Annotated in this window: 26 protein-coding genes; 6 read left to right on the forward strand and 20 right to left on the reverse strand. The window is 59.1% G+C overall.

Translation table 11 applies throughout. The annotated features are described in order from the left end of the window. Nucleotides 1-23: 23 nt before the first annotated feature. Nucleotides 24-1061, reverse strand: coding sequence for a tRNA dihydrouridine(20/20a) synthase DusA (gene dusA, locus ACWF8S_RS04545; RefSeq protein ID WP_447555657.1), 1038 nt, complete (start codon nucleotides 1059-1061; stop codon nucleotides 24-26). 101 nt (nucleotides 1062-1162) lie between these two features. Here dusA and ACWF8S_RS04550 point away from each other — a divergent pair, with 101 nt between their 5' ends. Next, a complete protein-coding gene (locus tag ACWF8S_RS04550) occupies nucleotides 1163-2218 on the forward strand; it encodes a tyrosine-type recombinase/integrase (RefSeq protein ID WP_447555658.1) in 1056 nt (351 codons plus the stop codon). Nucleotides 2219-2222: 4 nt separating this feature from the next. Here ACWF8S_RS04550 and ACWF8S_RS04555 read toward each other — a convergent pair whose 3' ends face one another. The 14 genes from ACWF8S_RS04555 to ACWF8S_RS04620 all read right to left on the reverse strand — a co-directional run bounded on the left by ACWF8S_RS04555 (nucleotide 2223) and on the right by ACWF8S_RS04620 (nucleotide 9264). Further along, a complete protein-coding gene (locus tag ACWF8S_RS04555; protein ID WP_447555659.1) occupies nucleotides 2223-3041 on the reverse strand; it encodes an HNH endonuclease in 819 nt (272 codons plus the stop codon). Then, nucleotides 3028-3417, reverse strand: a complete 390-nt coding sequence (locus tag ACWF8S_RS04560) for a (deoxy)nucleoside triphosphate pyrophosphohydrolase (RefSeq protein ID WP_447555660.1) — start codon at nucleotides 3415-3417, stop codon at nucleotides 3028-3030. The genes ACWF8S_RS04555 and ACWF8S_RS04560 overlap by 14 nt, the downstream gene beginning before the upstream one ends. A gap of 59 nt (nucleotides 3418-3476) precedes the next feature. Continuing rightward, nucleotides 3477-3734 carry a pyocin activator PrtN family protein gene (locus tag ACWF8S_RS04565; protein WP_447555661.1) on the reverse strand — a complete coding sequence of 86 codons (258 nt, stop codon included), beginning with the start codon at nucleotides 3732-3734 and terminating at the stop codon, nucleotides 3477-3479. Beyond that, a complete protein-coding gene (locus tag ACWF8S_RS04570) occupies nucleotides 3731-4027 on the reverse strand; it encodes a hypothetical protein (protein WP_447555662.1) in 297 nt (98 codons plus the stop codon). The genes ACWF8S_RS04565 and ACWF8S_RS04570 overlap by 4 nt, the downstream gene beginning before the upstream one ends. After that, nucleotides 4017-4232 carry a TraR/DksA C4-type zinc finger protein gene (locus ACWF8S_RS04575; protein WP_447555663.1) on the reverse strand — a complete coding sequence of 72 codons (216 nt, stop codon included), beginning with the start codon at nucleotides 4230-4232 and terminating at the stop codon, nucleotides 4017-4019. The genes ACWF8S_RS04570 and ACWF8S_RS04575 overlap by 11 nt, the downstream gene beginning before the upstream one ends. A gap of 17 nt (nucleotides 4233-4249) precedes the next feature. Beyond that, nucleotides 4250-6568 carry a replication endonuclease gene (locus ACWF8S_RS04580; RefSeq protein ID WP_447555664.1) on the reverse strand — a complete coding sequence of 773 codons (2319 nt, stop codon included), beginning with the start codon at nucleotides 6566-6568 and terminating at the stop codon, nucleotides 4250-4252. Continuing rightward, nucleotides 6565-6834: a hypothetical protein gene (locus ACWF8S_RS04585; protein WP_447555665.1), complete on the reverse strand. Its 270-nt coding sequence runs from the start codon at nucleotides 6832-6834 to the stop codon at nucleotides 6565-6567. The genes ACWF8S_RS04580 and ACWF8S_RS04585 overlap by 4 nt, the downstream gene beginning before the upstream one ends. Continuing rightward, on the reverse strand, nucleotides 6831-7232 hold the full coding sequence (locus ACWF8S_RS04590) for a hypothetical protein (RefSeq protein ID WP_447555666.1): 402 nt from the start codon (nucleotides 7230-7232) through the stop codon (nucleotides 6831-6833). The genes ACWF8S_RS04585 and ACWF8S_RS04590 overlap by 4 nt, the downstream gene beginning before the upstream one ends. After that, the gene (locus ACWF8S_RS04595; RefSeq protein WP_447555667.1) at nucleotides 7225-7542 is read right to left on the reverse strand and encodes an ogr/Delta-like zinc finger family protein; all 318 of its coding nucleotides are present in this window, start codon (nucleotides 7540-7542) and stop codon (nucleotides 7225-7227) included. Before ACWF8S_RS04595 ends, ACWF8S_RS04590 begins: the two co-directional genes overlap by 8 nt. After that, a complete protein-coding gene (locus ACWF8S_RS04600) occupies nucleotides 7535-7726 on the reverse strand; it encodes a hypothetical protein (protein WP_447555668.1) in 192 nt (63 codons plus the stop codon). The genes ACWF8S_RS04595 and ACWF8S_RS04600 overlap by 8 nt, the downstream gene beginning before the upstream one ends. A 37-nt stretch (nucleotides 7727-7763) precedes the next feature. Next, on the reverse strand, nucleotides 7764-7967 hold the full coding sequence (locus ACWF8S_RS04605; protein ID WP_447555669.1) for a hypothetical protein: 204 nt from the start codon (nucleotides 7965-7967) through the stop codon (nucleotides 7764-7766). Between the two features lie 31 nt (nucleotides 7968-7998). Continuing rightward, nucleotides 7999-8205 (reverse strand): hypothetical protein, encoded by a 207-nt coding sequence (locus ACWF8S_RS04610; RefSeq protein WP_447555670.1) that lies wholly within the window; start codon nucleotides 8203-8205, stop codon nucleotides 7999-8001. A gap of 57 nt (nucleotides 8206-8262) precedes the next feature. Next, complete coding sequence (locus ACWF8S_RS04615) at nucleotides 8263-8559, reverse strand: hypothetical protein (protein WP_447555671.1); 297 nt, start codon at nucleotides 8557-8559, stop codon at nucleotides 8263-8265. Between the two features lie 201 nt (nucleotides 8560-8760). Next, nucleotides 8761-9264 (reverse strand): hypothetical protein, encoded by a 504-nt coding sequence (locus tag ACWF8S_RS04620; RefSeq protein WP_447555672.1) that lies wholly within the window; start codon nucleotides 9262-9264, stop codon nucleotides 8761-8763. A gap of 355 nt (nucleotides 9265-9619) precedes the next feature. Here ACWF8S_RS04620 and ACWF8S_RS04625 point away from each other — a divergent pair, with 355 nt between their 5' ends. From ACWF8S_RS04625 to ACWF8S_RS04640, 4 genes are read left to right on the forward strand one after another with little or no spacing between them, the layout of a single operon-like run. Beyond that, complete coding sequence (locus ACWF8S_RS04625; protein ID WP_447555673.1) at nucleotides 9620-10018, forward strand: S24 family peptidase; 399 nt, start codon at nucleotides 9620-9622, stop codon at nucleotides 10016-10018. Then, the gene (locus ACWF8S_RS04630) at nucleotides 10018-10653 is read left to right on the forward strand and encodes a DUF4145 domain-containing protein (protein ID WP_447555674.1); all 636 of its coding nucleotides are present in this window, start codon (nucleotides 10018-10020) and stop codon (nucleotides 10651-10653) included. Before ACWF8S_RS04625 ends, ACWF8S_RS04630 begins: the two co-directional genes overlap by 1 nt. A 20-nt stretch (nucleotides 10654-10673) precedes the next feature. After that, entirely contained in the window at nucleotides 10674-11192 is a 519-nt protein-coding gene (locus ACWF8S_RS04635) for a hypothetical protein (RefSeq protein ID WP_447555675.1), read from the forward strand. 10 nt (nucleotides 11193-11202) lie between these two features. Continuing rightward, nucleotides 11203-11571 (forward strand): hypothetical protein, encoded by a 369-nt coding sequence (locus ACWF8S_RS04640; RefSeq protein WP_447555676.1) that lies wholly within the window; start codon nucleotides 11203-11205, stop codon nucleotides 11569-11571. On the opposite strand, the gene ACWF8S_RS04645 is transcribed toward ACWF8S_RS04640, so the two are convergent. After that, nucleotides 11572-12879: a Y-family DNA polymerase gene (locus ACWF8S_RS04645; RefSeq protein ID WP_447555677.1), complete on the reverse strand. Its 1308-nt coding sequence runs from the start codon at nucleotides 12877-12879 to the stop codon at nucleotides 11572-11574. Nucleotides 12880-12992: 113 nt separating this feature from the next. On the opposite strand from ACWF8S_RS04645, the gene ACWF8S_RS04650 reads away from it, so the two are divergent. Then, nucleotides 12993-13343, forward strand: a complete 351-nt coding sequence (locus ACWF8S_RS04650; RefSeq protein ID WP_447555678.1) for a hypothetical protein — start codon at nucleotides 12993-12995, stop codon at nucleotides 13341-13343. A gap of 214 nt (nucleotides 13344-13557) precedes the next feature. Here the strand turns inward: ACWF8S_RS04650 and ACWF8S_RS04655 are convergent, their stop codons facing one another. From ACWF8S_RS04655 to ACWF8S_RS04670, 4 genes are all read right to left on the reverse strand, one after another. Continuing rightward, nucleotides 13558-14457, reverse strand: coding sequence for a contractile injection system protein, VgrG/Pvc8 family (locus ACWF8S_RS04655; protein WP_447555679.1), 900 nt, complete (start codon nucleotides 14455-14457; stop codon nucleotides 13558-13560). 98 nt (nucleotides 14458-14555) lie between these two features. After that, entirely contained in the window at nucleotides 14556-14999 is a 444-nt protein-coding gene (locus tag ACWF8S_RS04660; RefSeq protein ID WP_447555680.1) for a phage tail protein, read from the reverse strand. 11 nt (nucleotides 15000-15010) lie between these two features. Continuing rightward, nucleotides 15011-18010, reverse strand: coding sequence for a phage tail tape measure protein (locus tag ACWF8S_RS04665; protein ID WP_447555681.1), 3000 nt, complete (start codon nucleotides 18008-18010; stop codon nucleotides 15011-15013). Nucleotides 18011-18019: 9 nt separating this feature from the next. Beyond that, nucleotides 18020-18163 carry a GpE family phage tail protein gene (locus tag ACWF8S_RS04670; RefSeq protein WP_447555682.1) on the reverse strand — a complete coding sequence of 48 codons (144 nt, stop codon included), beginning with the start codon at nucleotides 18161-18163 and terminating at the stop codon, nucleotides 18020-18022. Nucleotides 18164-18177 lie beyond the last annotated feature (14 nt).

Consider the following 18177-nt stretch of genomic DNA (forward strand, 5'->3'; position numbering starts at 1 on the left):
CACGCTTTGCGTGGCGGGTTTTTTTATACGGTGGTTTCGGATTCGCGCACCAGGCTCAGCGCTTCGTCGAACAGGCGCAGGCCCGCGCCTTCCTTATGAGCGTTCTCGGAAAGGTGGCGGCGAAAGCGCCGCCCGCCGGAACAGCCCTGAAAGAGCCCCAACAAGTGGCGGGTAATGTGGTTGAGCTTGGCGCCTTCATCCAGGCGCATCTGGATATACGGCTTGAACGCCTGAGCGGCCTCGAGGCGCGTGGCCGCCGGGCCCGGCTCACCGAAGATCGCCTGATCCACCCCGGCCAGCAGCCACGGGTTCTGGTACGCCTCGCGGCCCACCATCACGCTATCCACGTGCTCGAGCTGCGCCTGGCACTCGTCCAGTGTCTTGATGCCGCCGTTGATACCGATATGCAGTTCGGGGTTCGCCGCCTTCAAGCGGTGTACGCGCGGGTAGTTCAGCGGCGGCACGTCCCGGTTCTGCTTGGGCGATAAGCCCTGCAACCAGGCCTTGCGCGCGTGCACGCTAAACGTGGTGCAGCCCGCCTCGGCGACCATATCGATAAACCGCGCCAGGTCCGCGTCTTCGTCCTGGTCGTCGATACCGATCCGGCACTTAACGGTCACCGGAATAGTGACCGCCGCCTGCATGGCCTTCACCGCCGCCGCCACCTTCTCCGGGTAGCCCATCAGACACGCCCCGATCAGGTTGTTCTGCACCCGGTCGCTGGGACAACCCACGTTCAGGTTGACCTCGTCGTAGCCCCATTCTTGGGCAATCGCCGCGCACTCGGCCAGCTCCCCTGCGTCGCTGCCGCCCAACTGCAGCGCAATCGGGTGCTCGACTTCGTTGTAACCCAAAAACCGCTCCCGCGGCGAGCCGTGCAAAATCGCCCCGGTGGTCACCATCTCGGTGTAGAGGAGGGTGCGCTTGGTTAAGGTGCGGGCGAACGCGCGGTAGTCGCGGGTCGTCCAGTCCATCATGGGCGCGACGGAGAAAGTTCTATCCAGCTCGGGGCGGGCGGTGCCAGACTTCATGCGGGTTTGCGCGGTTGTGGTATCATTCATAACTGTTCACATTTACAGTGGTTATGCGACATTTTACATGGTTCGTTGGTACAGAATTGGTACGTGAGCCGCTTTTGATTTGGTACATCTGAGAGGCAAGTATGGCAACGATTCGCAAGCGCCGGAAAAAGGACGGCAGTTTCTCATATATGGCTCAGATCCGCATCGCTCGGCGTGGCCAGCCCGATCATTCTGAGACGAAGACCTTTCCTAAAAAGGCGATGGCGGAGGAGTGGGCAAAACGGCGTGAACTCGAACTTGCCGCCCCTGGCGGAATACTCACGGCTAAGTGGAAAGGCGTAACCTTACACGACGCGATCGAACGTTACTTACATGAGTTTGCCGACGGAGCTGGACGCAGCAAGCGTGCAACCATCGAGCAGCTTCGGCGCTTCCCAATCGCTCGCGTAAAAATCACCGATCTAAGCAGCGAGCAGATTATAGACCATGCTCAAATGCGGCGGCGTAGTGGCATTAAGGCTTCTACTACCGCCCAGGATATCACCTGGTTGGGAATCATCTTAAAAACAGCGGTGGCCGCCTGGCGTATGCCGGTGGATCTCAACGAGTTCGAGTCGGCAAAGCTGCTGTTGCGCAGTAAAAGTTTGATCAGCCGTCCAGGATCGCGAGATCGACGGCCGACGCTGGAAGAGATCGAGCAGATCCGCGCTTATTTCCAGCGGTCACAGAAGATCCGGCCGAGCGCAATCATTCCTATGGAAGACATTATGGACTTTGCGATCGCTTCATCTCGTCGGCAGGAGGAGATTACCAGGCTTACGTGGGATGACCTGGATGAAGCCGCCATGACATGCTGGGTACGGGATGCCAAGCATCCACGCCAGAAGTGGGGCAACCACAAACGCTTCAAGCTCACCCATGAGGCAATGGCCATTATTCGGCGCCAACCGCGTAAAAATGATGAGCCGCGGGTCTTTCCTTACGGGGCGAAGTCGATTGGTACTCGGTGGCGGGCCGCAACGGCGGCGAAGGGTATCGAGGATCTACGCTTTCACGATTTACGCCACGAGGCTACATCGCGGCTCTTCGAAGCAGGGTATGAAATCGTGGAGGTTCAGCAGTTCACCCTTCATGAAAGTTGGGATGTACTCAAGCGTTACACCCATTTGAGGCCTGAGACCTTGAAACTCAGGTAGTCTTTCAAACAGCCGTCACGCTTTTTAGCGCTTGAACATCCATCGGGAGAGCGAGTGCGTGCATCTTCCGGTGGCAGTTGGGACACAGTGCAACAGTGTTCTCGATCGAGTCATCGCCACCTTTAGCTAGCCACTCGATGTGATGGCACTCCAGGTAGGGTTCGCCTTTTTGAGTTTCAAACGGGGCTGGCTCTTGGCATAACTCGCAATGGCCATTGGCCCGGCGCTTGGCATAGGCTGCTATGTAGGGTGAACGTGGTATGACAGTGGTTTGACCTATGCGACTACCTACTTTCGCCGGGGCCTTCTCTGCGCGCTCCCGCAGTTCTGAGTCGGATAGCTTGCGGGCTTTATGCTCTTTCTTCTCGAATAGCTCCTGTGCTGTAGCCTCGTCGAAGGATAGGGCGTTCTCGTTTTTGAGCTTCAAAGGGAAAAGCCAAGCCTTTCGCATTTCCCCCTCAGAGTCAGGTTGTGTCTCCTGGTAGGGCTCCCCTACACGTATCATCTCGCCGGTGTAGGTGTATTCCCTCTTTTTGAAGACCTCAAACAAATGGACCGCCACTCCATTTTCGGGGCTTTCGGTAAGGGTCTTATTCTGATGAAAGCTAAGGCTCATTTCATCCTTCTGGCCCATCCCCGTGTAGTGGATGGTGTCTCCATGCCACCGATCATAGTAAATCGAGTCAACATGGCTGGTAACGATCACCAGCGTGTTTGTCTTATGGGATCGACGCATGCCCCCTTGGGGACTGCACTTAAAGATGTCGCATAGCTGTTGGTTGTTCAGTATTGTGCCGGGCTTTAGAGAGCTAATCGGATCCATAAGCGCTTATCAATTCCTTGGCGATGGGTATATCGGCGGGTGCTAGCTTGAAGGTTAGAAGGTCGCTGATTGGCGACCAGAGAAGACGATCATGCACGTGCAACACGGGTTTACCGCTTATCTGGACAAAGACGCCAATAAGGTTGATAGCGCCCCCTTCGTACTCGTATACGCTTTCCATGAATACCCGGTCAGCAACGCATACCAGGTTGAGCTCTTCAAAAATTTCACGCTCGATGCACTGCTGGACCGTTTCATCTGTTTCCACCTTGCCACCGGGGAATTCCCAGAAGCCCTCGAGCTGCTGGCCCGGTGCTCGGCGCGTCAGTAAAATTTTACCGTTGGTGACGGCGAGCGCCGCGGCGACATGTTTCAAGGAAACTTACCCAATGACGGTTTTGATTAGCTTACCTTAGGTTTTCGACCAGCCGCTACCTACTCGTTCACCAATTTCCATTGCTCTTTCGCTTCCGCGCGCTTCACGTCTAAGTACTGCGCTAGATCCACCGCACTGACCAGCCAGGGGCTTTTCTGCGAGTCCCCGGCGCGATAGGTCGGAACGGGCAGCGCCTGGGCGCCTGCGCGGAAACTGGCGGTACGAGGGCTGATACCAAAGAAGCGCGGGGCGACTTCATCCAGCGGGAGTTCGCCGCGGCCGTCGAATTCAGCGAGTAATCCGAAGTAGGTGTTCATTGTGATTGACTCCCTTGTTGAGCCCGCCAATGGTTGAACCGGTTGCGAATGCGCCGGAACGTTTGGCGCGCCTGGTGGTTGCTATCCAGCTCGGCGCGGCTCTGAATTTTGCAGGCGGCACGGATCCAGTCGCGGGCATCTTGAGCGTTATGCGTGCCGTCGGGCAGGTTGGCCTCGGCGATACCAAACTTGGCGCGGCGGCGGCGATCCAGGTAGAGCTGGAAAGCCTGGTCTTGGCAGAGTAGGGCCGCCTGCCTGGCGGTGGTGCCGCCTTTGGGTGGGTTACCGGACATGCTTCCCCCTTAGTTCACGAATGCCTTGGCACTCGATGCACGTAGTCGCCCAGGGCGCCGCCTGGCGTCGCGGCGCCGGGATCTGGTAGCCGCAATCGACGCACTCATCATGCGGCGCTGGTTGGGCTAGCTGGGTGCGGTTGGCCAGCGTGGTTTCCAAGGCGCGCTGGGTAATTTCCGCGGCGCGGTCGATGTTATCGGCCATGGTTCGTTCGTCCTCTATCAACACAATTCGGGCGGGAAGTACTCTTCCTGCTGGGGTCGGGCGGGCGGCGCGAAGAGTTTTCGCGCCGCTTCTTTGGCTTCCTGGCCTTCGCGGTGGGCGTCTTCCGCTTCGGCCCGGTAAATTTCTGAGCGCTTCCACTCTTCGAGACGTTCGCGCTGGGCTTTTTTCTCTTCCGGTGATGGCTCTCGGGGCTCGATATCGACCCCCTGCGTACAGTTAGTGACACGAGTCCAAGGGGAGTCGGCTTCGCCTCCTCCCAAACCCCCTTGGTGGCTGCGCGACTTGCTGCGCACTTCCCAGCGGTAGAAGCGGGTCAGGTATTCGTGTTCGTTGCCCCGGCCGTCGGAGACGACGATGCCGAAGGTGCCGGGCGTGGCTTCGCCGTGGCGGCCTTTGGCTTCGATGCCTTCGGCCAGCTCGCCGGTGGCGTGGCTGACCTGCGCTTGCTCGTCCTTGATGCGAGAGAGGTCTACGCGGGGCATCGTCCAGGGTTTGATGGGGCGCTGTTTGCGGGGCATGTTGGGGCCGCCCATGAGGCGCAAGAACTGATCCCACTGGCCGGCGTTGGCGGCTTTACGGATCTGCTCGAAGCGGCTGGCGATGCGTTGATCCGGCCGGGTCGCGGCCTCCCAGTTTTCCAGCTCGTCGGCGTGCTTTTCGTTGAGGCGGCGGATCTCGCGCCAGACTGTGACGCTGGGCAGGCCGACGAACTGGAATTGGCGAATGCCCCACACGGCCGCCCAGGATTCGATACGTGGCGCCACGCTGTTGAGGTCGTGGCCGTAGGTGTCCTTGTCATCGTTGGCGACGCCATCCCGGGTGAACTGCTCGCCGTTGATGTTCTTGCTGATGTACTTGGCCACGTACCCTGCGGCCGTGCCTTTGGCGTAGTTGATGCGCTCGACCTTGAAGCGCGCGGTGGTCTTGCGGCCCCGGCGATCAAACAGCTCCTGGGGCGTGTCGGCTTCGGCGTGGTCGCGCACGATGTGGTTCACGCGGTTGGCGTCTTCGCGCTTCATCCAGATCAACAGGTGCCAGTGCGGGGTGCCGTCGTGGTGGGGCTCGACCACACGAATGCCGTAGATGCCCAGATTCTCGCGGGCGAGTGCGGCGCGGGTGCGTGCCCAGACCTTTTGCAAATACGCCTGAGCGTCGCGCGGCGTGCTGCCGTCGTACTTCGGGTTGCGCACGCTGTTCTCAGAAACGACCGGGTGAAAGCGGCTGGGCGCGGTGATGGTGTAGAACATGCCGACATGGCCCAAGCGGCGCGATTCCGCTTCGGTGTCGCTGATGCGCAGCATGAGTTCGGCGCGGCGGTGGTTGGGGTTCGACAAGCCCAACTCGGCGAGCTCGGCCAACGTATACACTTGGCCTTCCTGATTGATCGCCTCGAGCGCTTCGAGCAACGCGGTATTGCGGTTTTTCTGGGCACGGCGGCGGTTCAGCGTGGCGTGGCTGCAGTAGATGCCCGCGCGCTTGTGCACGCGATGGGCTTCGCGCTGGATCTGTTCGAGCCGACGCCCGGCCAGCGTGCGCAGCTGACGCCGCCACCAGTTGGCATCGGTGAGCTTGGCGAGCTGAACGCTGGGTTTCAGCTTGAGGCCCGGCGGGTTGAAGCCGTGCGAGCGTGCCCGGTAGCGGGCCTTGTCGAGCGCCATTACATTGACGACGCGCAGGCTCATGACCGGGGCGCGGTACCAGCGGAAGACCGCCATCAATGGAATGACGCCCAAGAGCGGGCTGAGGGGGTTACGCGATGTGGCGATCTGGTGGGCCATTTCCCGCGCCTGGCCGGAAAGGGTGCGGGCCTTCGGTGTTTTAAGGTTGAGCGGGGGCGGCAGCAGGCCCAGTCGCAAGCGGCGGTTATGCTCGGCGATGCCGCCGATCAGTTTGCTCCGTTCGCGCTCGATCGCGGTGGCCTGGGCTTCGGCGTGGTTAATGACGGCTTCATCGTCGTGGGTCGCGTTGAGCCCGCGCAGCATCAAGCGCTCGGCGACACTCGACAGCCACTCGCAGCCCGCTTTCAAGCCTTCGATGGTCGTCGCGCCGCGCTTGACCAGCCCTTCGAAGCCGCGCTTGAGGTCGTCTTTGATTGCCTCGAAGCGGCGGTAGATGTCGGTGGGCTCGATCAGGTCTTGCGCGTTGTGGCGCAGCCAGCGGTTGGCGGCGGCGTGGCCGTGGCGTTTTGAGACATACACGTAACCACCGGCGAGCCGGTCGGCCAGCGAGGGCAGACGCTCGAAGTGGCTGCGCAGGAAATACCCGCAATCGGGCGTACCTGAACTATGAGCGAAGGCGAGATCCAGCGCGCTCACCGCTTCACCTTCTGCGTGAACGTCTGAGACTTGCCCGGGGCGGCCATGTCTATACCCAGAAAGCGAGGCGGGTTGGCGGCGGCTGCGATGTCTAGCTTGTAATCGTCCAGCACGCCGTCCAGCGTGATCGCCCGTTCGCGCAGCAGGCCCACTTCGCGCTCGACCTCTTCGGCGGCCATGCGGTGGCCCGCTGCGTGGAGCTTTGACGCCAGTTCGGAAAGCTCTTGCGTTATCTCGTAGAGAGGAAACGTGCGATCTGTGTTCATGCGACCCCCTTCTCGATTAGCGCGAGCCAATGCAGGGTGGCTTTGGTGTTACCTTCGGCCAGTGCCTGGCGGGCGTGGGCGGCCAGCTCGGCGCTGGGGTGGGCGGTGCGGTTGCGCAGTTGATCCTTGAGGCCAGTGGCGTAGTCACTCATGCGGTGGATCGCGGCGCGTATCGCGTCGCGGGCTGGCTTGGCGAACTCGCTGATTTGCTGGGTCGCGTCTTCCCTGAGCCCGGCGCTTTTGAGCACCAGGCGGCGCTCGGCGTGGGGCAGGTGCGCCCACACGTCGACCAGGTCTTGATCCGCCGCGCGGCCGTGGAGCTCGGCGCGGAGTTCGCCAAAGCCTGCGCGGTCGGGCTGAACGCGGGGCGGAAGGGGTAGGGTGGCCACGTTACTCATCGTTGGATTTCTCCTCGTAGGGGTCATCGTTCGCCGCGGGTATATCGAGCTTCATCTGGCTGAGTACCCAGGGCGAGGTGAACAGCTTCACATCGGGGTTCGGGCAGCGGCTGGGGGCCAGGTTATGAATGAACTCGAGGTGGGCCTTGGCACGAAACCCGCAGTCGAATTCGTTGGTGCAGTGCAAGTAGAGCTCCCGCAGCAGCGACATATCGCTTTTGGAGGTGCGCACCTTCATGTGGCCGCCGCAGTGGGGGCAGTCGATCCGCAATCGGCTGAACTCGGCGTGTTGGGTATCGGTGCTACTCACTGCGTTCTCCTGCGACGGGGTAAAGGGCGCGACCCCGGCCCGTGAGCCCTTGGGTGCCTTTGCGTAAGCGGCGGCGCGTGAGCCACTCGGCGGCTTCATCAATCGTGCTTAGGCCTTCCTGTTTGCGTACCGCCTCTAGCTGGCGTTCGAGTTCGTCGTCCAGCACTAGGTGGTTCTGGGGCATTTCGAGTGCTCCTTGAGGACCTTTTTCGTGCCTGTCTTTACGATGCACGCTGGCCCACACTGGTGTTCACGAAGTCGCCAACGCCCAAGGTGTCGAGCGCTTCTTTCAGCACTAACTGGCGCAGCAGGGTGGCCCTGGACATGCCGGTGTAGTCGACCAGGGCGTCAATGAGCTTGGCTTCGTATTCATCGAGGTTGATGGCGGCGTAGCGGTGGCGAATGCGGCGAGTATCTTGGTGCATGGCAGTGTTCCTTATGCAGCAGCACGCAGGGTTATTGAGCGGAGAGGGTGTCTTCGTCGTACTGGGCGATGCCGCGCAGCATGAGCATGCGCACCGTGGCGGACATCGAACGCACTTCCAGCTGTTGAATACGCTCGAGGTCGGCGCGCTCGGTTTCGCTGAGGTAGGTCATGACGGGTTTATCGCACCCTTTGGGGGCATAAAGGGGCTTCTGGGGAATGGTGTTGGTCGCGGTCATGGGTTAGGCTTCCTTAGTAAAGTAAAAGACTTTGAAAGAGACGTTCGGGCGGTGGGCTTAGCGCTCGTACAGGCGCACCAGCTTGCGCTGCAGGAAGTGTTCATCGAGATGCACGCGCAGCTCTGCCAGGGCGTCTTCGATATCCACGGCGGCGGCGCCGTTGGCCAGCATGGTGGCAGCCAGTTGGCCGGTGGATTCGGCGGCGATGCGCTCTTCCAGCGCTTCGAGATCCGCCAGCGGGTTGGCCCCGCCGATCTCGGCGGTGATGGCTTGGCGGGTGGCAGGCGAGCAGCGGTTCAGCTCGACGTCGATACCGCGGAATAGTAGAACCGGGTTAGTAGCAGGTGTGGCCATGGCAGTGGCTCCCTTTGAGTTTTGGTTATTGCCCGAGGAGGGCTTTTGTTATGTCTGAGCAGAGTGCGGCGGACGCTGACGTTGACGTCGTCGAGCTGGCTGACCAACTGGCGATCGAGATGGTGGGGTCGGATAAATTCTTGAAGAACCGCCACCTGTTAGGCCGAACGCCAGAGGAAACACGTCAGTTTGCCGAAGCGTTTATCGTGGCCCTGCAGAACCTGACTGATCGTGACGAGGCGCTGGCTGCTGAAGTTGACCCAGGCCAGCCCGGAACGCATTCGCCAGATTGATAGCCGCTTTATTGAGGTATTTGCCGGGCGTGCCGTGCTTCGCCAAAGCGCCTACTACCTCAACCATCACGCCCTCGGCCAAGGCTTGCTGGCGGGCGTTGAGTTGAAAGGGCTGGGCTTGCGGGGCGTCATCTACCGACGCCGTGGTGTCGGGCTTTACCGCTGAGATCGACCACGTTCGATTAGGCACTTTGTCGTCGAGTTGAAAAGTGGCGGTGGTATCGGAGGCGCCCAGGTCGCTGACGATGCGCATGACATCCAGCAGTTCGGGAAAAGTTATAGTATGCGGGCATTTAGCGTTGAAGCCTTTGATACCGTTACGCGCAATGTCGAGCGTAAACGGCTCTTCGGCCCGATCAACGACGAGTTTTTGCACCGTGATGCGCGGTAAGGATTCAGCAGGTGTGGCCATGGCAGTGGCTCCCTTGCAAAGTGAAATGAAGTAAAAGACATCGATAGAATGGTGGAGATAATACACCGTGTCAATTGGTTCGGTAGAAAATATACCCCAAAGGTTGAGAGACGAATTGACTCGCCTTGGGCTGTCGCAAGCGGAAGCGTCTCGTCGCTCGGGCGAAAGTTCGCCCCAGCGCCTTAAAGACGTGCTTGCAGGAAGACAGAGATGTCCAGCTGACTTGGTTGCTCGCTTAGCGACAATAGGGGTGGATTATTCCTACGTTCTGACTGGTGAAGCTTTGGGAGCTCCTGACGCTCAACCCTTGGGATTGCCAGTCGCAGATACCGGGCCAGATCTAGTGCCAGTCAGCATGTATGACATTGAGGCCGCCGCCGGTGCCGGGCGTAGCTTCGAAGGCGAGCCGATCAAGACCACGTTGCAGTTTCCGCGCAGCGAGCTGACCGCCCAGGGGCTCGACCCGGCGCAGATCGTAGGCGTGCAGGTGCGGGGCGACTCGATGGACGGCACCTTGGCGGATGGTGACTGGGTGTTGGTGAACCGGGCGAACCGCGACCCGAAGCAGGAAGGGGTGTTCCTGCTATTGCTGAGTGGGGAGCGGCGTATCAAGCGGGTGCAGCGGTTGGCCGGGGGCGCGCTGTATTTGATCAGCGATAACGAGCTGTATCAGCCGGAGATGATCAAGCCGCAGGATATGGGGGATCTGGAGATTCTGGGGCGGTGTGAGATTCGAATTGGGCGGGTGGTTTGATGAGTTATTATCCTCCAGCTTATCGTTCGCAGTCATTTACATGTCCATTCTGCAATGTGTTCTCACATATGGTGTGGTTTAGCTGGGACGAAGCAGTCGGAAGAAACTCGTATGTATATCGAGCCAAGTGTGAGCACTGTAATAAATGCTCATATTGGTTTGGAGAATCTCTCGGAGAACTCGAAGGCAAATTGCTTTATCCGCTAGTTTCAGGTGTTACTGCACCTCATCCGGATATGCCTGAAGATGTACAAGCTGATTACCTTGAAGCACGTGAAGTCTTACCTTACTCATCAAGGGCTGCTGCCGCTTTGATTCGCTTAGCGCTTCAGCGCCTATGTATCGGGCTTGGGAAAAGCTCAAAAATTGATAGAGCCATTGGCGAACTTGTTCAAGATGGTTTGCCACAAGGTGTTCAAAAAGCTCTTGATGCTATCCGAATTATCGGGAATGAATCTGTTCATCCGGGTGAGATTCAAGACGAAGATATTAATAAAAGCGTCGGCTCCATGTTTGAGCTTTTAAATTTTATCGTTCAGGACAGGATTACTCGGTTTAAAGAAATTGATGCGCTTTATGAGAGTTTGCCTCAAAGCAAGTTAAAAGGTGTCGAGCGACGAGATGAAAAAAAATAACCTAACAATACTGGAACAATATGTTTGATTATATTTATACTAAACTCTTGTTAGGTTATTTTAAGTCTTTTTCGACTTTGGTTTCGTTTTTAAGCTTAACTCTTTTCTTGATTGAGAATATAGATATATATGTAAAGATTTTATTGATCGTTTTGATATTTGTCTTACAGGTTTTGTATCTTGTTTTGAAGAAAAGTTATTCTACATATTCTGAGATAGCTGATCTTTTGGAAAAGGTTTCTAGCTCTGAAATAAAGATATTTCAAGCTGAGGATGACCCCATAAACGATGGGGTTAGGCATCTCCTTCTTTCAGGAGCTAACCTCAAAGAAGGTCAGGTTCTAGTTTTAAGTCTTAAGAATAATGGAATGGAATATAAGCTAGGAATTATGAAAGTTGTAGCTATAAATGGTGAAGGTTTTGCTCAGTGTCAGATCTTAGCTACTAAGTCTAATGCGGATGACCACGTGCGAGATGATACTCGACTAAGTCAGTTATATGCTAATACTAATGTCATGTATGCCGATCTCTACGAGTGAAGGAGTTTTTATGACCGAAGTGAATATGTTAAACTTTGAAGTTAGTGGGCGTAAGTATAGAGTGCCTAAGGTTGTAAAGGTAATATCACCTAGTCAGGTGATAATTTCAGCTGGTAAAAATGACTCTATATCTTATAACGATAAATTTGATCTTTTCGAGATAGGGGAAGAGCTTTTTCATCCTGACACAAACGATTCTCTAGGGCGATACGAGCTAAAAAAAGGTCAGGGTAAGATAGTTCATGTTATGGATAAAATGTCTGTATTAGAATTTCAAGCAAGTACTTCAATAGAAGCAATGTTTAATGGAACTAAAGTCTCAGGTTTTAAAAACCCTAAGATAGGTGATGAAGCTCGTAAAGAAGAGCTTCCTTTTTAATTAATTGGTGTTTTTTTGAATCGCGCTTTCATCAGTATACGCTCGCATCAGCTCATCCCAGTTCGTCGTATAGCGCGGACTGCGATGGGCACAGCGTAAATGCCACGGGGCGTTCTTCTCCGGTAGCCCCATCCGCACTGTGCCTTCCCCCATCTTCTCGTTCAGCGCGTCCATGGTGGCCATAAGCTGCTGGCTGCGCTGGCGTTCCTCTTCCGTTTGCGGGGTGTCCATCAGGCTGAGCTGTTGGCGGTGCTGGTCGGTGAGGTCCAGCATCATCACGCCGGCTTTTTTGTAGCCGTACTTGGGGCGGTAGATCTTGCTTAGGCCCGCGCTCGCTGCGGCGAGGATCTCGCGGGTATCCTGGGTGGGGCGTTCCAGTTCGACCACCACGCTGGGCGAGTACTGGGGCTGGTCCTGCCGGAATCTATCCGTTTTGAGAAACACCAGTACGGCGCGGGCAAGGCTTTTTTGGGAACGCAATTTCTCGGCACCGCGCTGGGCGTGGTGGCGGATCGCGCCTTGTAGGTCGCTGAGTTGGCCGGTGGAGCGCCCGAAAGAACGCGAGGTCATGATGCGCTTTTTGGGTTCGAACAGGTCGTTCATTTCCAGGCAGCTGATACCGCGCAGCTCGAGCACCGTGCGCTCCATGTTCACCGAGAACTTGCGGCGCAGGCGCTTGGCGTCGGCTTCGCGCAGATCCCAGGCGGTGTGGATCTCCATGATGCGCAGGCGCTCGCTCAGGCGGCGGCCGATGCCCCACACGTCGCTCACGTCGATTTGCGTCAACAGCTGCCGGGCTTCGTCGGTGTCTGCGTGCATGATGCACACGCCGGGGTAGCCGGGGTGCTTCTTGGCGATGCGGTTGGCCAGCTTGGCCAGGGTGTGGGTAGCGGCCACGCCGACGCAAACGGGAATCCCGGTATAGCGGCCCACCTTCCAACGTACGCTGCGCGCGTGCTCGAACAGGGCGTCCGGCTCGAAGCCGTCCATGCGCACGAACATCTCGTCGATGGAGTAGGGCTCCACGCTCGCGGTTTCTTGCTCGAGGATGCTTTGCACCCGGTGGGACATGTCGCCGTAGAGCTCGTAGTTCGAGGAGTGCAGGATGATCTCGCCGCGATCGACGCGGTCGCGCACCAGGTGGGACGGGGTGCCCATCTCAATCCCCAGGGCTTTCAGCTCGTTGGAGCGGGCGATAATGCAGCCGTCGTTATTGGACATGATGCCCACCGGCTTGCCCTTTAGCCTGGGGTTGAACACACGCTCGCAGCTGACGTAGAAGTTATTGCAGTCGACCAGGCCAATCATTCTTTGCCCTCCCTATTGTGTAAGACTGTTGTTTTATACAGTATTAGACCTTGAGAACGCGAGAGGCAAATGCCAATGCCTGTCATTAACATGGGATAACACAGGGCAGCAGCATGCGAGTGAACTACCTGGGGCCAGCAGTGGTGGGCGTGGAGCACCCGGCCGTGGCCGATTTCGACCAGCGACGTTTTTCACCCAGCCATTTCCTGGTGGAGGTGGGCGAAGACGCCGACCCGGGCGGGCCGTGGATGGAGGGGGACGTACTGGTGGTAGACGAGGCGCGCTCGTATGGCCATGCCGACCTGGTGGTCGCGGAAGTGGGGGGTGAATACCAGCTGTTCAAGACGCACCGTGTGGGCGCGCGCTGCCGGTTGTTGCCCGCGGCCGGGGGCGAGGGGTGTTTCATCAAGGCGGAGCAGTTCAAGGGGGTGGTGGTCAGGCAAGCAAGGTGCTGGGCGGTGTAGGCGATTTCTTACGATCTTTGGCATTGATCGCCTACAGCAAAATACACTTTGGTTTGCCAAGCTGAACGTGTCGCCTTGAAGCACGCGGTGTACCGCCGGAAGATTGCGACATTGCCTTGACCAAGGAAGGCGGAGTCAAACGGACATGGCTTATCTGTAGGAATTCGGATACTAAAACCCCGGCTACTGGATGGCCGGGGTTATTTTTTGGTTGCTACTGGGGTCTTTCCGGATTGCCCTGGCGGGTTTCGAGCTCAAGGGCGGTGGTGTAGCTGGTATCACTCAGGCGGTGTATGACCTCGGTGATGATCCAGGGTGTTTCGTCGATCTGGCGTTTCCAGCCTTGGCACCATGCTGGGGTTTCGGGGAAGAGCTCGGGGTCGCCGACGGCCTGGGTGATGCTGAAATAGGCGATGCCGCGTTGCAGGCGCTGCCATTCGGATTGCGCGGCCTCGAGCGCTTCTTCTTCGCTGGCGTAGGTGTGGCGCAGCTGCTGGGCGTTTTGTGGGTCGCCCACCGTTACGGCTTCGCGGGTGGCGTGGGCGGTGTTATTCCAGAGCGCGGTGACGCCTGTGTAAGCGTCGCGCTCGGCTTTTAGATAGCGGTGCTGGTCGCCGGTTTGGCGGCGCAGGGTGATGGGCGGGATCTCGAGGCCGGTCGCGGTGGTGGCTTGGCCGGCGGGGACGAATATCAGGTTGCCGGTTTTGACGGTGGCCACCGCGTCGAATCGCTCGGCCAGGCGGGTGAGGAAGTGCAGATCGCTTTCGTCGGTCTGGTCGATGTGGGTCACGCGGACGCCGGCGAGTGTGGCGCCCACGCTGGGGGTGAGGTCGTGCCGGGCGGCGATGGTTTGGATGATGTCGCGGACGGTCACCGAATCCCAACTTTGCGTGCGTTTGCCGGGCAGGCCCTGGCGTAGGTTCGCGCTCGAGGCGCGGATGCTGAGCGTGTCCGGCGCGCCGGTGTGCTCGACTTCATCGACGATGAACGTGCCGCGCTCGGTGAGTGCCTGGCCTTTCCAGCCTATAGCGAGCGTGAGCTCGGCACCAGTGGGCGGGATGTCGAGCATGCCGTCGTCGTCGGTCAGCGTGATGTCCAGTTGATCCGCCTGCATGCCGCGGCGGTCGTGCAACGTGAGGGAGCCCAGCCGCGCGCGGAATTCGGGGCTGATGACCTGACCTTGTAGCGTGATGCGGTAGTCGGGCTGGATGCTCATGCAAAAACCCCGGTGATCGCACGGAGGGCGCTGTTTTCGAGGACGCCGATTAGCTCGGTGCGGCCCTCGTCGATGCGGGTCAGTTGTAGGTCGAACTCGATTTGTTTGGCGGCGCCGTCTCGGAAGAACTCGCTTTTACGTTCGCTGAGGCTGGTGATCGTGAACATGCCGTAATAGGTGCCGGTGCCCTCGATCAATGGCCAGGCGCGGCCGCCGTCGGCGAGGGACCGGAGCATGTCGAGGTTTTGCTGTCCCCCCGTGAACATGGGCAGTAGCGTGCCTGTTAGCGTGATGGTGTCGTCACCGGGGCCGAGAAACTGGTGCACGGGCCGCGCGTTGATACGGCTTTGGCTGGCGTGGCGCCAGTCGGTTTGGCGTTGCAGTTCCTGGTAGGCGGCCGTGCCGAGGCCGAACACGAACAGGCCGTAGGTCATCATCATGGGGTTTGCCCTCAATCGTTATCGTAGAAGTTTCGGCGCGTGACGGCGGCCGCGCGGCGCTCGGCGTCGCGTAGGGCTCGCTCGACTTGCTGATTCACCAGGCGGGCGAGTGCTTGTTCGTCCATGCCCGGGGCCGCGTTCACTTCGATGTTGATACCGCCGTAAATGGTCAGGCCGCCGTTTGGCTGGTTGGCTTGGCTTTGCAGCGGTGGGCGGGCGTCGATCTGTATCGCGCTGGTGTCGACATTGGCAGCGGCGCCGGTGGAGATTCCTGCACCCAGCACGAGCCCGCCAGCGGCGTTGCGCAGATTGGTGGCTACGCTGCGTACTTGTTTCAGCGGGCTGTCGGCGTCGTCTTCGATGCCGTTGGCCAGCCCCTGCATGGTGAAGCCGCCCAGCTGGGCAAAGACCCGCGAGGGGCTGTTAATATCGAGCCGTTCCTTGAACCAGCCCACGGCGCTGCTGGCGGCGCCGGTGATACTGTTACGCAGATCGCCTAGCTTACCCGTAATGCCACCGATGATGCCGTCGACGATCATGCTGCCGAAGTCACTAAAACTCTCGGGGATCGTCGCGCCCAGGCGTGTGAGCGTTGAGGTCAGCGCGTTATAGAGCAGGCCGAACGGTGACCAGTTGATGAGCAACGTAGTGACACCGCCGATACCGTTATCGAACGCACTCGTGATGCTTGTCCAGATACCGTCCACCGCGCTGCGCGCGTGGGCGCGGGCAGCCGTGATGCCATTGGAGAGCGCCTCGATCATGCCGGTACCCAGCTCGGTGAGCGTTTCCGGCAGCTCAATGCCCAGGCGCCCGAGCGCTGATGACATACCCGCCCACAGAAGGCCGAAGGGTGACCAGTTGACCAGCAGGAGAGACACGCCGCCGATGCCGTCATCGAACGCGTCTTTCACTTGCTGCCATAGGCCGGAGAAAAACGCTTTGATGGGTTCCCAATATTTGTAGATGACCAGCGCCATAGCGGCGATGGCCATCACGCCCCAGCCAATCGGTCCCATGGCCACCAGCAGCCCCTTGAGGGCGCCCGCGACCCACGGGATGGCGGTTTTGGCGAGCCAGCCGAACGCTTTCCCTAGACCACCGGCTTTGATGCCCAGCGCGGTCATGAGGTATCGGGTAAACAGGAGCGGTGAGAGGATGCTGGCAAACGTCATGGTGACGGCGCCGCCGACGGTGGCCAGCGCGATCATGCTGCCTGCAACCTTGGCGATGGTGCCGGCGAGCTCCGGGTTGGTCTTGATCCAGTCGCTGACACCCCTGGTGATCGCGGTGATGTTTTGAATCAGCTCGCGTAAGGGGCCTTCGTTCGTGTCTGTTATCGCGTTGCCGACTTCCTCCCATGCACTGCGCCAGTTCTTGAGGTCGCCGCCTATATTGTCCGCCATCACGCGGGCCATTTCGGCGTTTTCGCCTTCGTTGTTTTTGAGCTCCTCGAGCAGATCGGTCAGTCCGCCGGCGCCTTGCTGGCTGATCACTTCCGATATTCCAGTGCCTGCCGTCGTCCCGAAAATTTCTTTCAGGATTGAGGCCCGCTGAACATTACCGAGATCCTTGGTGGCTTGGTAAACGTTGCCTAGTATTTCCTCCAGGTCGCGCATGTTGCCTTGAGCGTCGGCTATCTCGATGCCGTACTCATCCATGAGCCCGGCCGCTCGCTCGGTAGGCGCCGCGAGCCGCTCGCCCATGGCCCGGCCGGCGGTACCGGCTTGCGTGCCCTGGATGCCGATATTACCCATCAAACCGACAATCCCCGCGGCCTGATCGTAGCTGATGCCTAAACCTTCCAGCCCGCCCAGGTATTTGAATGTCTCGCCCAGCATTTCGAGATTCACGTTTGTGCGCCGGGCGGTTCCCGATAGCGTATCCGCGAGACGAGCCATCGCGCCGTCAGCTTCCATATCGACCTTGAAGCCGCTAGCGATGTTGGAGGCGATATCCGCTGTTCGAGCGAGATCCGTTTTGTTGGCCAGCGCGAGCTCGAGAACATCCTTCATGGAGGCTTCGATAGCGCCTTCGCTCATCCCGGCGCGCTTCAGGAACACTTGGCCAGCGCCGACTTCATTGGCGCTAAATGCCGTTGAGGCGCCGTAGTCGCGTGATTGCTGACGCAAGGCCAGATACCCAGCGTCGTCCTGGGCGAATCCGCCTACCGCGCGAAGCTCGCTCATCGTTTCGCCCCACGCGATACCCGGCGCGAGTAGGCGGCTAGCCATATACCCCTGAGCGATACCCGTACCGAACATGCCCATACCTACGCCCTGAGCGCGGGCGACGTGGGCTTGGCCGTTCTGGTAGCGGTCGCGGGCTTCGGTTAAGCGCCGCTGGCGTTGGGCGACTTCGGAGAGGTGGCGTTTCTGTTCCTGTAGGGCGGTGTTGAGCCGCTCTTCCTTCGTGCGTAGTTCTCGCGAACTTCGGCCGAGGTTGTCAGTGCTGATGCCGGCTTCATCGAGTCGGGTTTTCAGGCCCCGGATGCGCTCGGTTTGGGTGGCGTGGTTGCGGGTGAGCTTTTTGACCTCGTCGTCGGCGGCCCGGGTGCGGTTGCGGTATTCGCGCATCGCGCGGGCGGAGCGGTCGAACTCGGTTTGCTGGTTCTGCAGGCGGACCCGGGCGCGGTCGAGCGACTGGGTTAGCTGGTCGTTAGGCTGTTTGGTGTTGAGTAACTGCTTGGCCAAGCGGTCGTATTCGCGTCGGTTGACCGTGAGGCGCGACTTGATCGCGACGTGGGCTTCGCGCTGCTGGTCGAGTGCCTGGGTGTACTGGCGGTTACGCTCGCGGGCGTCGCGCATTGCGCGGGTATTTTGCCGCATGGCGACGTTGGCTTGGCGGTAGCTGGTGAGGTCGGATTGCTGACGCTGCAGCTCTTTGAGCTGGGTTTGATTTTCGCGCATGGCCTGGGCGGTCTTGCCCGCGCCTTCACGCATTTTCTTGAGGGGGCCGGTGACGCGATCTATCGCGTTCAGCATGACCTGGAGGCGTAGGTTTCGCTGCATCGGCCGTTCCTATTTGCGTGGGGTGTTGGTGCCCTTGGGCTTGCTGCCTTCGTGACGTTTGCGGGCGCGCTCGCGCCATTGCATGAGCTCTTCGAGTTCCATGCCGTCCATCGCGCTGGGTTCCCAGTGAAACACCATGGCGAGATCCGCCATGGCGTCTTCGACGA

This window comes from Vreelandella xerophytica, from assembly GCF_968048975.1.